This window comes from Flavobacterium sp. (assembly GCF_035299245.1).
Taxonomy (GTDB): Bacteria; Bacteroidota; Bacteroidia; order Flavobacteriales; family Flavobacteriaceae; genus Flavobacterium.
This window is the reverse complement of the sequence record NZ_DATGWY010000014.1, coordinates 305,570-318,741: the sequence shown is the minus strand read 5'-3', so window position 1 is coordinate 318,741 and position 13,172 is coordinate 305,570. Positions and strand designations below refer to the sequence as shown.

The 13,172-nt window shown below is 35.1% G+C and carries 16 protein-coding genes; 4 read left to right on the top strand and 12 right to left on the bottom strand.

Annotated elements, in window-relative coordinates:
• Positions 1-63 precede the first annotated feature (63 nt).
• On the top strand, positions 64-822 hold the full coding sequence (locus tag VK161_RS10385) for a lipopolysaccharide kinase InaA family protein (protein WP_324214713.1): 759 nt from the start codon (positions 64-66) through the stop codon (positions 820-822).
• A gap of 6 nt (positions 823-828) precedes the next feature.
• Here the strand turns inward: VK161_RS10385 and VK161_RS10380 are convergent, their stop codons facing one another.
• Entirely contained in the window at positions 829-1,284 is a 456-nt protein-coding gene (locus tag VK161_RS10380; RefSeq protein WP_324214712.1) for a DinB family protein, read from the bottom strand.
• A 15-nt stretch (positions 1,285-1,299) separates the two neighbouring features.
• Entirely contained in the window at positions 1,300-2,115 is an 816-nt protein-coding gene (locus VK161_RS10375) for a 2,3,4,5-tetrahydropyridine-2,6-dicarboxylate N-succinyltransferase (protein ID WP_324214711.1), read from the bottom strand.
• A gap of 157 nt (positions 2,116-2,272) precedes the next feature.
• On the opposite strand from VK161_RS10375, the gene VK161_RS10370 reads away from it, so the two are divergent.
• On the top strand, positions 2,273-3,691 hold the full coding sequence (locus VK161_RS10370) for a choice-of-anchor B family protein (protein WP_324214710.1): 1,419 nt from the start codon (positions 2,273-2,275) through the stop codon (positions 3,689-3,691).
• 9 nt (positions 3,692-3,700) lie between these two features.
• Positions 3,701-5,047 carry a hypothetical protein gene (locus tag VK161_RS10365; protein ID WP_324214709.1) on the top strand — a complete coding sequence of 449 codons (1,347 nt, stop codon included), beginning with the start codon at positions 3,701-3,703 and terminating at the stop codon, positions 5,045-5,047.
• 34 nt (positions 5,048-5,081) lie between these two features.
• On the opposite strand, the gene VK161_RS10360 is transcribed toward VK161_RS10365, so the two are convergent.
• The 3 genes from VK161_RS10360 to VK161_RS10350 all read right to left on the bottom strand — a co-directional run bounded on the left by VK161_RS10360 (position 5,082) and on the right by VK161_RS10350 (position 6,633).
• Complete coding sequence (locus VK161_RS10360; RefSeq protein WP_324214708.1) at positions 5,082-5,651, bottom strand: DUF4199 domain-containing protein; 570 nt, start codon at positions 5,649-5,651, stop codon at positions 5,082-5,084.
• 93 nt (positions 5,652-5,744) lie between these two features.
• Positions 5,745-6,212 carry a response regulator transcription factor gene (locus VK161_RS10355; RefSeq protein WP_324214707.1) on the bottom strand — a complete coding sequence of 156 codons (468 nt, stop codon included), beginning with the start codon at positions 6,210-6,212 and terminating at the stop codon, positions 5,745-5,747.
• A gap of 37 nt (positions 6,213-6,249) precedes the next feature.
• Positions 6,250-6,633, bottom strand: coding sequence for a DUF1801 domain-containing protein (locus tag VK161_RS10350; RefSeq protein ID WP_324214706.1), 384 nt, complete (start codon positions 6,631-6,633; stop codon positions 6,250-6,252).
• Between the two features lie 82 nt (positions 6,634-6,715).
• On the opposite strand from VK161_RS10350, the gene VK161_RS10345 reads away from it, so the two are divergent.
• On the top strand, positions 6,716-6,964 hold the full coding sequence (locus tag VK161_RS10345) for a redox-active disulfide protein 2 (RefSeq protein WP_324214705.1): 249 nt from the start codon (positions 6,716-6,718) through the stop codon (positions 6,962-6,964).
• 13 nt (positions 6,965-6,977) lie between these two features.
• Here VK161_RS10345 and VK161_RS10340 read toward each other — a convergent pair whose 3' ends face one another.
• From VK161_RS10340 to VK161_RS10310, 7 genes are all read right to left on the bottom strand, one after another.
• Complete coding sequence (locus VK161_RS10340) at positions 6,978-7,334, bottom strand: TfoX/Sxy family protein (protein ID WP_324214704.1); 357 nt, start codon at positions 7,332-7,334, stop codon at positions 6,978-6,980.
• Between the two features lie 95 nt (positions 7,335-7,429).
• Positions 7,430-8,239, bottom strand: coding sequence for a hypothetical protein (locus VK161_RS10335; protein ID WP_324214703.1), 810 nt, complete (start codon positions 8,237-8,239; stop codon positions 7,430-7,432).
• A 410-nt stretch (positions 8,240-8,649) separates the two neighbouring features.
• Positions 8,650-9,033, bottom strand: coding sequence for a VOC family protein (locus tag VK161_RS10330; RefSeq protein ID WP_324214702.1), 384 nt, complete (start codon positions 9,031-9,033; stop codon positions 8,650-8,652).
• Positions 9,034-9,504: a DUF1572 domain-containing protein gene (locus VK161_RS10325; protein ID WP_324214701.1), complete on the bottom strand. Its 471-nt coding sequence runs from the start codon at positions 9,502-9,504 to the stop codon at positions 9,034-9,036.
• Between the two features lie 7 nt (positions 9,505-9,511).
• Positions 9,512-9,874 carry a glyoxalase gene (locus VK161_RS10320; RefSeq protein WP_324214700.1) on the bottom strand — a complete coding sequence of 121 codons (363 nt, stop codon included), beginning with the start codon at positions 9,872-9,874 and terminating at the stop codon, positions 9,512-9,514.
• Positions 9,875-9,923: 49 nt separating this feature from the next.
• Positions 9,924-11,348 (bottom strand): TlpA disulfide reductase family protein, encoded by a 1,425-nt coding sequence (locus tag VK161_RS10315; RefSeq protein WP_324214699.1) that lies wholly within the window; start codon positions 11,346-11,348, stop codon positions 9,924-9,926.
• A gap of 7 nt (positions 11,349-11,355) precedes the next feature.
• Positions 11,356-13,098, bottom strand: a complete 1,743-nt coding sequence (locus VK161_RS10310) for a hypothetical protein (protein ID WP_324214698.1) — start codon at positions 13,096-13,098, stop codon at positions 11,356-11,358.
• Between the last annotated feature and the right edge of the window lie 74 nt (positions 13,099-13,172).

Sequence of the window (13,172 nt, the reverse complement as noted above, 5' to 3'; positions counted from 1 at the left end):
CGACTAATTCTTGGTGCAAAGTACTATTTTTTTTATACTTTTAGAGCAAATTATACTGCGATTGTGAAAATTACGATTCATCCCAAATACAAAGAACAACACGAAGCCATTGTCAACTTAACAAAGACCTTCTTTCAAAATAATCGCGTTTTGGTTGAAGGTTCGCGCAACAGTATCAAAACCAGTTTTTTGGGTGATGAAGAAGTAAACATCAAATTTTTTCAGAAACCCGGTATTATCAAATCCATCATTTATTCGTTTTTCAAAGCAACCAAAGCCAAACGTTCATTTGATTATGCGAGTTATTTGATGCAAAATGCTATTTTGACTCCGTTTCCGATTGCTTATATTGAAGAGCGAAAGGCATTCGGATTATTAGGAAATAGCTTTTACATCAGTCATCAAGTGAATTGCGATTTTACGTTTCGCGAATTAATTCACAATCCTAAATTTCCAGAAAGAGACGAAATTCTAAAACAGTTTACTGCTTTCACGTATAAAATGCACGAGGCTAAAATTCACTTTCAGGATCATTCGCCCGGAAATACCTTAATTGTAAAAAAAGAGAATGGTTTGTACGATTTTTATTTGATTGATTTGAACCGAATGAAGTTTGAAGAATTATCGTTAGAGCAACGTATGGACAATTTCAAAAAGTTGTGGCTGTCCAAACAAATGATTCAGATTGTTGCCAAAGAATATTCCCAATTAGCTCAGCATCCGGAAGAGTTAGTGTTGAAATTGTTGATGGAAAAATCGAGGTTATTCAAGCAAAAAACAGCCCGAAAGAAATACATAAAAAAGTTTCTTGGGAAAAAATAGATTGCCTTATCGCGTTCCCCATTCCCACAAACCGAAAGCAATTTTTTTATCAATTGGATGTCCCGATTGTTTCAAACATAAAACAATTTGTCCTCTATGATGACTTTCATGCGAAATAATATAACCCAAAAATGCCGTCGGATGTGGTTTAAAACCTTTTAATTTGCCTTCGTTTACTGCTTTTTCTATCATTTTTGTAATAGCAACTCCACTTTGATTCAGTTGATTGATAAGAAGATCTTTGGTTATGTTCTCTTTATCAATTTTTTCAACAGAATCCAACAGTTCAGGCATACCCGATTTTAACCACATCAAACGTACATTGTGTATGTGAGCGAAATGTTCGGCTACAGTTCGACCTTTAGAGAGAGAAACGGATGATAAATGAGCTTCTTCAATCGAATTCAATAGATACAAATTGATTCGATTGTGGATTTCCCATGTTTCAACAATTTCGTTCATACTATATATTTAATATTAAACCGCTACATTGTATTCTCTCAACGCATCGTTGAGTGAAGTTTTCAGATCGGTTGAAGGTTTGCGTTTCCCGATGATCAAAGCACAAGGAACTTGGTATTCGCCTGCTTCAAATTTTTTGGTATAGCTTCCTGGAATCACAACTGAGCGCGCAGGAACAAATCCTTTGTATTCAACAGGTTCATTTCCAGTTACATCAATAATTTTTGTTGAAGCTGTCAAACAAACATTAGCTCCTAAAACCGCTTCTTTTTCTACGCGAACGCCTTCCACTACTATACAGCGCGAACCGATGAAAGCGCCGTCTTCAATAATGACTGGTGCTGCTTGCAATGGTTCCAAAACGCCACCAATTCCAACTCCGCCACTCAAATGAACGTCTTTACCAATTTGAGCACAACTTCCTACGGTTGCCCATGTATCAACCATCGTTCCTTCGTCAACATAAGCACCAATGTTTACGTAACTGGGCATCAAAATTACACCTTTCGAAATGTAAGCTCCGTGACGCGCAACGGCATGTGGAACAACTCGAATTCCTTTTTCGGCATAACCTCTTTTCAACGGAATTTTATCGTGGTATTCGAAAATTCCAACCTCAAAAGTTTCCATTTTTTGAATCGGAAAATACATGACTACGGCTTTCTTCACCCATTCGTTTACTTGCCAACCATTTTCATTAGGTTCGGCTACGCGTAAAGTTCCCGCATCCAATAAATCAATGACTTCTCTGATGGCTTTTGTAGTGGATTCTTCTTGTAATAAAGCACGGTTTTCCCATGCTTTTTCTATTGTTGATTGTAGTTCGTTCATAAAAAAAATTTTTCACAAAGATAACTGATTTGTGCTATTCTAAAAACAGAGTGGGTTGAGAAATGTATTTTCAACAATTGTGAAGAAAACCCCAAATAAATTATGTATATTACTATTTTATAGTAGATTTGTTATCAATTTAAATAAAATAGCATCAATGAAATTAAAATTTACCCTTTTAGCAAGTTTCTTTCTTATTCTATCACAAGCTCAAACGCCATGTACTAATGGTTTTGCAGGAGTTTATCCGTGTGATAATGTTGATTTATTAGCCCGAATGGATTTTCCTCAAATAGGAGGAAATACCAATACAGAAGGAAATGATTCTTGGGGTTGGACTGATCCACTAAATGGTAAAGAATACGCCATTATGGGTTGTACTAGTCATACGGCTTTTGTTGATGTCACTAATCCTACTAATCCGATTTATTTAGGTAAAGTAAATTCACACAATAACATTAGCAGTATTTGGAGAGACATAAAAGTGTACAATAATTATGCGTTTATAGTTTCAGAGGCAAGTGGCCATGGGATGCAGGTTTTTGATTTGACTCGATTGAGAAATGTAACGACACCTCAAACTTTTTTACCCGACACTCGTTATCCTGGATTTGGCAATTGTCATAATATTGCTATTAATGAAGCAACAGGTTTTGCTTATTGTATTGGGAGCAATACTTTTTCTGGTGGGCCACATGTTGTAAATATTCAAGATCCATTGAACCCAACCTTCTCCTTTGGCTATTCTTCTGAAGGTTACACTCATGATGCTCAAATTGTAAACTATAATGGACCAGATACCGAACACATTGGTAAAGAAATTTATTTTGGTTGTAATGAAGATAAAGTAATTGTTTTGGATGTTACTAACAAGTTGAATCCGATTCTGATATCCACGTTTTTTTATTCCAATACCGCTTATACACATCAAGGCTGGTTAACTCAAAATCAAAAATACTATATAGTTGGAGATGAATTAGATGAATTGGATTTTGGTTTTAACACTCGTTCGGTTGTAATTGATATGTCCGATTTAGATAATCCTACGTTAAAATTTGATTATTCGGGCGCAACGCCAGCCATCGATCATAATGGTTACACCACTAATGATAAATTTCACTTAGCCAATTACAGAGCTGGTTATAGAGTAATGGATATTTCTCAAATTGATAACGATGAAATGACTGAAGTAGGTTTTTTCGATACTTACCCAGCCAATAATAATGCTCAGTTTAATGGAGCATGGAGTGTTTATCCTTATTTTTCAAGCGGAACAATAGTTGTAAGTGACATCGACAGAGGTTTATTTTTAGTTCGATTGAATGCCAGTTTAACTAATTCTTTGTACGAGAAAAAAGAATTTGCTATGAGTCCGAATCCGGCTCAAAATACCTTTTCTGTGAAAAGTGAAACGGATATTGAAACTATTGAAATCATTGATGTTTTAGGTAAAACAGTATACCAAAACAAAGCTGTATTTGCAAACGAATTTACAGTTGATGTAGAAGATTTGCAATCGGGAATGTATTTTGTAAAATTCAATTCGAATTCGATTCAAAAACTACTAATTGAATAAATTAAGATCATGAAAAAATTAGCGTTTATTGGCTTATTAGCTGTATTGTTTTCTTGTTCTAAAGACGAGGAAGCGCAGCAACAAGGCATGAGCGGAACCATAGCTTGGGCAAAAACGCTCGGCGGTTCGCTTGACGACACTACTGCTGGTGTTGTGGCAACTCCCGATGGAGGTGTAATTGTTGTGGGTTATTCCAAAAGTACGGATGGAGATGTGAACAAAATATTCAATCTAAATGATATTTGGATCACTAAATTGGATGCTAATGGAAATGTTGTGTGGAATAAAACCATTGGTGGTTCGGGAGATGATTATGCCATCAATATTATTAAAACCAACGATTCAAATTATGTAATTGCAGGTTATTCGGGAAGTTCCGATTATGATGTTCCTAGAAATTTAGGAATGCACGATTTTTTCATCTTTAAAATAAATGAAAGTGGCAACACCATTTGGTCTAAAGTATACGGTTTCAGTAGCCACGATCACGCGCACAAAATTATCCAAACCCGGGATGGTGGATTTTTTGTTGCGGGTTATGCTGATTATGCAGGTTTAAGCGGACAACCCGACAATGGCGAAGGTCATCAAATGGATCGTAATTCGTACAGCGTTCAACATGGAGTAGGCGAGTTTTTCGGAATTAAATTGGATGCACAAGGCGAATTTCAATGGTATCGTTATTATGGCGGAACTCAAAATGATCGTGTGAATGATATTGTAGAGGCCAACGATGGTGGTATTATCATGGTTGGTTATTCGGAAAGTAGTGATTTTGATGTGGAAGGTGCTAAAGGCAGTTACGATTACTGGGTAATCAAAATTGATGAAATGGGTCATTTGCATTGGAAGAAAAACTACGGCGGAAGCGATATCGATCAAGCATACGGAATTGTCAAAACCGATTACAATTCGTATTTAATTGTTGGTCAATCCAATAGTACTGATGGCGATGTTTCCCATCCCAAAGGCAATAGTGATGTTTGGGTGATTCACATTGATGATCACGGACATTTAATTTGGAATAAATCGTTTGGTGGAAGTCAGTTTGAAACGGGTTATGCCATCAAAAAAATGGCTAATAATCAATTCATGATTGCAGGACACACTAGAAGTAATGATAATCAGATCGAAAATAAAGGCCAAAACGATGCTTTTTTATTGACCATTGATGCACAACCGAATTCGGGTCTTCTTTGGCAAAAAACAGTCGGTGGTTCGAGTTTTGATTTAGGAAATGATTTCACACAAACTAAAGACGGAAGTATAATAATAGTAGGCGACACACAAAGTAGTGATGGCGATTTCACTCTCAATAAAGGAATGAATGATCGGTTTGTTGTCAAAATAAAATAAATAAAAAAATCCCAGTTTTGAGCTGGGATTTTTTTTATGATTCGGTTTTCAAATTTTGATTTTCGCTAATTTTATTTTCAGTATTGGGTTTTGCTTTGCGCATTAAAATCAAAGAACAAATTAAGGCTACTATAATTCCCAGCGGTAAGATTTCCATAAAAGTGAGAAGAATAATATAAAGTGGGTTTTTATACCATTCTTTCATCATGTTGACTTCGGCTAATTTTGCATTTATTTGTTGTGCACTTTCTCCTGCAGCTTTTGCATCATCAACTACACATTTACTGTACAAATCCATAAAATCAGGAATGAAATTGTAGTACAGAATTAACCAAGCCAAAACATAACAGGTTGAGGCAATCAAGGCAATTAAAGAGCCAATTTTAAAGGCTTTTCCAAATGAGATCGCACCATTATTTTCATTATCACGATAGCTTTTTATTCCGATAAAAATAAAAGCAAAAGCGATAAGCATTCCGGTAAAACCATAAACAGCGGTGGGTTTAAAATTGGGATCGGTTTTCCATAAATAAGTTGAAATAACCATAAAGAGCACTACAAGTGCACTTGCAATAAGTCCGTTTTTAATAATAATTTTTTTCATACGATTGAGTTTGATTAGGTTGCAAAATTGAAGGTTATTCTAATAAAATCAGTCATACTTTAGAATGATTTTCAAAAAAATACTACTAAAGTGCTATTGAATTAGTTCTAATTTTTTTGCGGTTTCAATTGCTTGGGTTCGGCGCTTAACTTCTAGTTTTTCAAAGAGATTAGAAGAATGAGTTTTGATGGTATTGAGTGATACAAATAGGCGAGAGGCAATTTCTTGATTACTCAAACCTTCGGCCATGAGTTCCAACACTTCGAGTTCGCGTTTGCTTATTTTTCGTTTCTCCAATTCCATTTGATTAATTGAAAATGCTAAGTTTTTTTGAACTACAATTTCTTTTTCAATAACTACTGTTTCCACTTTTGGCTTGGATAATTTTTGCGACACCCAAACGCCGAGTAACGTAAAAAACAAAGCAATTAGTCCGATGTAAAATTCAGTTTGACTTTTTAAAAACAAAAAATGATATTCACTCCAGCGCAATATCAAAAGCAGAAATGCCATCGAAATTCCGTAACCAATAAACTCTTTATGTTTTTTTATCAGATTCAAATGAAATAAATAAGAATACCAAAAATAGATAAAATTTTCATTCTTGAAGTGCTTTCATCCAATTAGAAATGATCAAAATTAAAGCGCTTTCATTAGCTTTTACTTCTTCCAAAGTGGTAAAAGTTAGTATAGCTCTGTCGTTGGCTGCCCATTTTAGTAGCTTAGAATCGTCAGTGATTAAATGATCTTTAGGCTGTTCTTTGACTTTGGCACCACGATGAAAAATGAGTTGAATGTTTTTGGGTGGAAATAATTTAAACGTTAGAAAATCGGTTTCATTTGTTTGGTAACTTGGTGCATTCCATTTAATGACTTCATTCAATTGCGGAAAGTGATTGCAAATGAGACGTCTAATTTCTATGAATACATTTTTTAACGGATGTTCTAATTCGGTTATGTACTGATCTACTTGACTATTCATCGTATATTGTATTGTTTCTTGTAAAAATAATTAAATAATACTGTAAATTTACGCTAACCATTTACAAACAAAAATTAGAATCATGAAGAAAGAAGATTACTCACAATTGACTATCGAAGAGCTTACTAAAAAAGAAAAAACGGCAAAAACAGCAACCGTCATGCTAGCGGTTGTAATTGTGCTTCAGTTTTTGGTTGGTTTGTTTTTAACGTTCAAGCAAGGCTTCAATGTTTTTACAATTTTACCAGTAACTTTTTTACCTATACTGATTGTAAATTATTCTATCATAAAAAAAATCAGAGAGGAAATCAATTCGAGAGACAAAAACTGATTGTTTACTGAAGCTATTTTTTGCTTTTTTTTGCCAACGGATTGAAATCTAAGCACAATTGCAACCAATGTTCTAAATCTTTCGGGCTTTTAATTCCGTTTTCAGTAACATAAACATAGCCTTTCATTGGTTTTCCTGTGAATTCCATCGGAATGCAGTTTACGATTTCTAATGCTTTTTCGTATTCATTTTCACCAATCCGGCACAATAGAACGTCTTCGTTATTTTTTTTATCGACGTGAGTTCCACAACACATTTTATCATCCACCATAAAACAAATTCCACTGAACATTTTCTTTTCAGTAAAAACTATATTTTTTTCATAAAACGCATTTCGAATGCGAATGGCTAAGGCTTCGTTGTAAGGCATTTTTTAAGAAATTGATTAGTAAATGTATAAAAAAAAAACAGAGATTACTAGTAAAAGTAATCCCTGTCAACAAATAATAAGCTACTATCTCAATTTTATTCACACCAAGTGACCATTGTAATTTCTACAACACCATTTGAATTTACTAAACTTGGAGTAAGTGTTACTGTAGCACTTCCTGTTCCACAAAGGCTTCCTTGTGAGGGAAATGAGAAAAATTCATAAGTGCCAGATGGTAAATTCACAAAACAATTTCCGTAGCCATAATCTTGTCCATTTGGATCACCAGGATAAAATAGCTCTCCAGTTGTGGTGTTTTGCGCTCCAAATCCACCATCTATAGCAGTATTCCCTTGAGAGTCTGTAAGATATAAACAAACATTGTAGGTTCTGATGGCTGTTTTTATTGCCTCAATATCAGTTATAATTTTGCCTGATCTGTTGAATTGTTTAGTCAAAGCTGAACGAATGGGTTGTACTAAACTCAACGCCAAAGAAGTATTGTTAGCATTAATTGCAGCTGTCATTTGAGTTGTTAGTGCCATGATGATGTCGTTTTGATTGACCAATTCATTGCAATCATTTACAATTGATGTAGAAGAAAATGGAATTGACGAATTGCTTTGTGCTAATCCAACAAAATACTGAACATCATCTGAATTATTCAAAACAGAATTTACGTGATAATTCATTTTCGATTCGAATAAAGCAGCATTTGGAGTTCCTAAAACGGTCAATTGTTTTACTAATTGATTTACAGCTTTACGAGCCACAGTAACTTCTTGTTGAACATTTTCAGCCGATTGAATAGCCGAATCCAAGTTCTGTTCTGCAACCGATTGAGCAACCGATTGACCAAAAGCAAACACGCTTAGTGTAAAAGCAAAAAGAATAATTTTTTTCATGATTAGATTTTTTAAGATTAATACTAGTTCAAAGGTAAATTTGACTATTGAATTGGAATCTTTTTTTGAATTATCTAATCGTTAAAATTACTCATCTAAATATGAAAAACTTATTGATTTATAAATGTTTAAATAATTGGTTTTTAACTTTTGAACTATAATTTTAGTAGTTTGTAGCTGATGTTTTTTGTGCTTTTAAAATTTTATTTTTTTCGAAAGAAAACCCAATAATTACTACAATAGTGAAAGTGTTTAATTTAATACAATCTTGTTTTTTGATTAATTCTAGTTTAACACTACTGAACCAAATTTGCCACATCAATTTTAGTTGAACGGTTATTGACTAAAAGTGACAATAAAGTAAGTAGTAGGTAGTTTGTTTGTAGAACCCTTGGCGCAAGTTGAGGGTTTTATTTTTCGTAAAACTCAATGGGTAATCCATCAGGATCAGAGATGAATGTGAATCGTTTTTGAGTGAATTCATCAATGCGAATGGGTTCTGCTTCAATATTATTTTGATTGAGATGCTGGATGATTTTTTCAATATCGTCCACTTCAAAAGCTAAATGACGCAAACCGCAAGCTTCAGGATACGATGGCCTTTTTGGTGGATTGGGAAATGAAAACAACTCGATGATGTACGTTCCATTCAAAGTCAAATCCAATTTGTACGATTGACGTTCTTCTCGATATACTTCACGAATAATTGTTAATCCTAAAACATCAGTATAGAACTGTTTGGATTTTTTATAATCCGAGCAAATTATGGCGGTATGGTGAATGGAGTTAAGCATTTATTTTTGAATCATTTTTTTTAACAAAACAACCTGTCCCAAATGATAATAACTGTGTTCAATCATTGCGTCGATGTTTCTTAAATAGGTTCCGTATTTTTCATCTACAAAAGAGCGATTGAGTTGTTCATCAGACATTTTTTCTATGAAAGAGGTAAATTCTTCGGCATCGTTCCAAAATTGTACCAAGAAAGTTTCCCATTGATTTTGTGAAGTAATAGGAGCAAAGTCAAAACTAAATTGGTCTCTTATGTCTAGATTTCCACCTCTAAAAACATTTAATATTCCGTTGATGTAATAATGAATATGTTGCGCTAATACAGCAATTGTATTGAAAGAACCAATTTGGGTTATTGCTATTTGATGATCTAAACCATCCAATTGGTCTTTGAAATTGGTATTGGCAATCCAAGTTCCGTTGAGAATGACTTCGCGGAAACGTAAAGCGGTTTGTTGTGCAATTGTATTCATGTTGCTTCTATTTGTTAAACTGACCAATGTGCCACAAAATTCCCGATGGATCGTGAAGATAACACACGCTTCCCCAATCGTGCTTTTTAACAGGAAGTAGTCGTACAGTTGGGTATTTTGATGGTAAATTTAGAGCAGCGATTTGATTATAAAAGAAATTTACATCTTCCACTTCCATAAAAACCATAGTATTATCAATCCAGTCTTTTACGTAAGCATCTTGCAAATAAAAACCAATGGTTTCATTTTGAAACAACGACATATTGGGAAACAAAACCACTTCTTCAAAACCCAGATCACGGTAAAACTGCCTTGAAACTTCGTAATTATTAGCTCCGATAAAGGGTCGAATGGATTTGGTGGGTTGCATAATCTTCTTTTGAACAAATATAAGAATTTATGCTTTTGCAGAAAAAGAATTAGCGGTTCAAAAGCTCTTTTAGAAGTGTTTGCAAACTGCTACCAAACGAGTTTTTGCTGAGTATTTTTCCGTTGCTGTCCAAAACATAAAGTGCGGGAGTAGTGGTCACATTGTAATTGGCAACTACTGTCGATTTTTTAATGGGAACCATTTCACAAACGTTTTTCCAGTTTTTGTTTAAAGTTGTAACCTTTTCCCAATCTTCTTTTTTTTCATCCAAAGAAACAGCATAAATGCCCAAACCGGCTGACTTGTATTGGTTATATAGTTCGTTTAGTTTTGGAATTTCAGATTGGCATCGAGCACACCAACTGAGCCAAACTACAACTAACGTTACTTTGTTTTTAGCTGTATATTCTCTCAGCGAATGGTATTTCCCTTCTTTGTCAGGAAGCGATATTTCGGGAGCCAAACCGCCAACCGACAATGCTTGTAGGGTTTGGAGTTTTTTCAACTCTTCAAAAGGCAAGTTCAAAGCACATTCATTACCGTATTTTTCCATTAAGTATTTTGATAATGGTTCACTCTCTAATTTGATGAATGTTTTTAAAAGTAAATTGTAAGTAAAACTTGAAAGTTCGGAATTGCTTTTTAATGTTTGCATTATAATATCAACCCCTTTTTTAGTTCCTTCCTCGTTTTTATCACAAAAAGTACTCAAGTAGTAAAAGATTTTATCCTGAAAAGCGTAATGATATAAGTTTGAATTGTCTTTAGTGTTACAATGCATGAAAAAATTTTGATGCAAAAACGAAAAATAACTATCGTACTGCTGCGCCCATTCTTCTTTGACCGACCGAACCGGTATCAATGCTAAAGGAATGAGAGTTTGCGTTACATAGGTGTTGGGGTATAATTCACCTAATTTGGCTAATTTGTTGTTGTAATTGTATTGAATGTTTTCCGTTTCGTGCTCAATTTCAATTGCCTTTTGTTTGCTGTTTGGATCAAATAATGAATTAGATAATCGCTTTTTTACTAGTTTTTCTAAAGTATTTTCAAATTCATTTCTCAACAAGTTGAACTTGGTATAGACTTCATTTTCTCTTGATTTTTCGATACTCAATTCACCATTTTTAAGTTGGTAAAAGTGTGCATCCATTTTTAAATTTTCCGAAGGATTCCAAATAAATTCAGCTTTATTGATTTCTTTTTCACTATTATCACCAATAAAAATAGTGTACAATCCAGTGGCTGAGGAATTGGGTATTTCAAAAGTAAAAACAGCCACCGTGTCTTTTACTATGGATTGATGGGCAAAATGATGAAATTCTCCGTCGTAGTAGCGGCCTAAAACTAATTCATAATTTTTGCTAGCGGCAACTCCTTTGTTGGGGATACTGTGTAAGGTAAACTGCAGTTTTGATTGTCCAAAGGATGATGTTATGGCTAATAAAAGCGCAATTATAAGTGTTTTTTTCATCCAGAAATTAATCAAAGTTCATGCAAATTGCTGTACAATTAGTGGCAGTTGTATCGGCAAAACCTTCTAAATACATAAACCAATTTGGGCGCTGATTGAATTGGTAAGTAAAAAAACTATCCCATTGATTGGCTTCACCAGCATCAGCATGAGCATTAGGATAAACTGAGCATTGTACATCATCGTCTTCGTCTGTTGCTGCATTTACATTTCTAAATCCAAATGCGCCTACTGCACAAAAATCCCAAGCGCCTAAATTATGTGTTTGCGAACCCCAACCAAATCCAGCAGTACTTCCGTAACGATTGATCCATCGATAGTTTTTACGCATGCGAATTCCTCCGTCTTCTATATCCAAACCTGTGGTGCCTGTTCCACCACCTGCAGATCGATATGCTGAATTTATGATTACTCTAGAACCGCCAGGAGGTGAAAGATGCAAATTACTGTTAGTTGATAATACGCGACCTTGTATCACTAAATCGCCCCAATTTGCTCCTGCTCCGTCAGTAATATCATAAGCATTGGCAAGGCCACAATCATTACAATCAAATAAAACGGCTCGATTGATAGCGGTTGTTCCGTTTCCATTGATGTTAATTCGATCAGCCGCTGACAATCCGGTTCTAAAAGCAATATCATCGTCGCTGTCGTTAACATTAGCGATAACAAGTTTGGTGTTTTCTCCCGCTTCCACATAATGACGTATGTAAGCTTCATCTCCACCGCCGCCACCCGGATTTGGTGGGAAATAGATTCCTGAAGTTAAGTTGTTTCCCGTTTGAGGCATGATAGAACCACCTACTACTTGTAAACGAGCACCAGCAGCGGGAACGGCGATCCCTATTCCTACATTTCCTGCGGAAGTCACCCGCATTCGCTCCAGATTAGCAGTGCGAGTAACAAAATCAACAGCATCTGAAGTTCCAACAAAATTTACACTTGCATTGGTACCGCTATTTCCGAATAATGTCCAAGCATTTGTGTTCATATTTCCAGTTGTAATTAATCGAGTCCAGCTTTGTGTTGCTGAATTGTTGGTTTTTCTGAACCAAAGTTCTTGGTCAAAGAAGCTACCCGCAATTTGCAATGCATAATTATTAGCATTATTCGAATGTCGGGTGTCAATTAGATGCCACCAACTAGTTGCTCCAGCAGGAAAATTTACTGGATTGGCTGCTTCAAAAAAACCGGATTGACTGGTTCCGAAAGCACCTGCATTGTCTCGAGTTTCAGTTCTAGAACGATACGCACCTGATGTACCATTTCCAAAACCGAATGTAGAACCTAATTCCAACCCATAAGCTGGATTAGTCATGCCCATTCCTATATTTCCCGCTGAGGTAACCCGCATCCTTTCAGTATTGTTCGTACGTGTTACAAAATCTACCGGATTGGTTGTACCAATGAAATTAATCGCAGGATTTGTAGTGTTGTTTCCCGTCGTAGTCCAATCAACAGAATTCCCACTTTGTAAACGAACCCAACCTGTACCACTCCAATAATAGTATCCTGGAGTTACATCGCCTGCTGTAGCAGTATTGAAGACCAATAAAGAAACATCTGGGGCTGCTATAGGAGAAGCACTGGTTGTTAATGATAAAGCAACTCTCGGGACTAATAATCCTTTATTGGTGGATACGACATCAAGCATTGAACTGTCACTTGGGCTAGTTGTTCCAATTCCTACTTGTGCAGTAAGAGTAAAACAGAAAAGAAATAAAAATGCTGTTAAAAAACACTTTTTCATTTTGATTATTGTTGGGTTAAACATAAATATTATTTGAAACTAATTTAGTTTCAAAAAAGTAGTTTACGAATTTG

Bases quoted from the DNA above. Each gene is read 5' to 3' on its own strand.
- VK161_RS10310 (WP_324214698.1), bottom strand. From the start codon at position 13,098: ATGAAAAAGTGTTTTTTAACAGCATTTTTATTTCTTTTCTGTTTTACT.
- VK161_RS10345 (WP_324214705.1), top strand. From the start codon at position 6,716: ATGAAGAAAGAAGATTACTCACAATTGACTATCGAAGAGCTTACTAAA.
- VK161_RS10335 (WP_324214703.1), bottom strand. From the start codon at position 8,239: ATGAAAAAAATTATTCTTTTTGCTTTTACACTAAGCGTGTTTGCTTTT.
- VK161_RS10320 (WP_324214700.1), bottom strand. From the start codon at position 9,874: ATGCAACCCACCAAATCCATTCGACCCTTTATCGGAGCTAATAATTAC.
- VK161_RS10370 (WP_324214710.1), top strand. From the start codon at position 2,273: ATGAAATTAAAATTTACCCTTTTAGCAAGTTTCTTTCTTATTCTATCA.
- VK161_RS10325 (WP_324214701.1), bottom strand. From the start codon at position 9,504: ATGAATACAATTGCACAACAAACCGCTTTACGTTTCCGCGAAGTCATT.
- VK161_RS10340 (WP_324214704.1), bottom strand. From the start codon at position 7,334: ATGCCTTACAACGAAGCCTTAGCCATTCGCATTCGAAATGCGTTTTAT.
- VK161_RS10380 (WP_324214712.1), bottom strand. From the start codon at position 1,284: ATGAACGAAATTGTTGAAACATGGGAAATCCACAATCGAATCAATTTG.
- VK161_RS10375 (WP_324214711.1), bottom strand. From the start codon at position 2,115: ATGAACGAACTACAATCAACAATAGAAAAAGCATGGGAAAACCGTGCT.
- VK161_RS10350 (WP_324214706.1), bottom strand. From the start codon at position 6,633: ATGAATAGTCAAGTAGATCAGTACATAACCGAATTAGAACATCCGTTA.
- VK161_RS10315 (WP_324214699.1), bottom strand. From the start codon at position 11,348: ATGAAAAAAACACTTATAATTGCGCTTTTATTAGCCATAACATCATCC.
- VK161_RS10365 (WP_324214709.1), top strand. From the start codon at position 3,701: ATGAAAAAATTAGCGTTTATTGGCTTATTAGCTGTATTGTTTTCTTGT.
- VK161_RS10360 (WP_324214708.1), bottom strand. From the start codon at position 5,651: ATGAAAAAAATTATTATTAAAAACGGACTTATTGCAAGTGCACTTGTA.
- VK161_RS10330 (WP_324214702.1), bottom strand. From the start codon at position 9,033: ATGCTTAACTCCATTCACCATACCGCCATAATTTGCTCGGATTATAAA.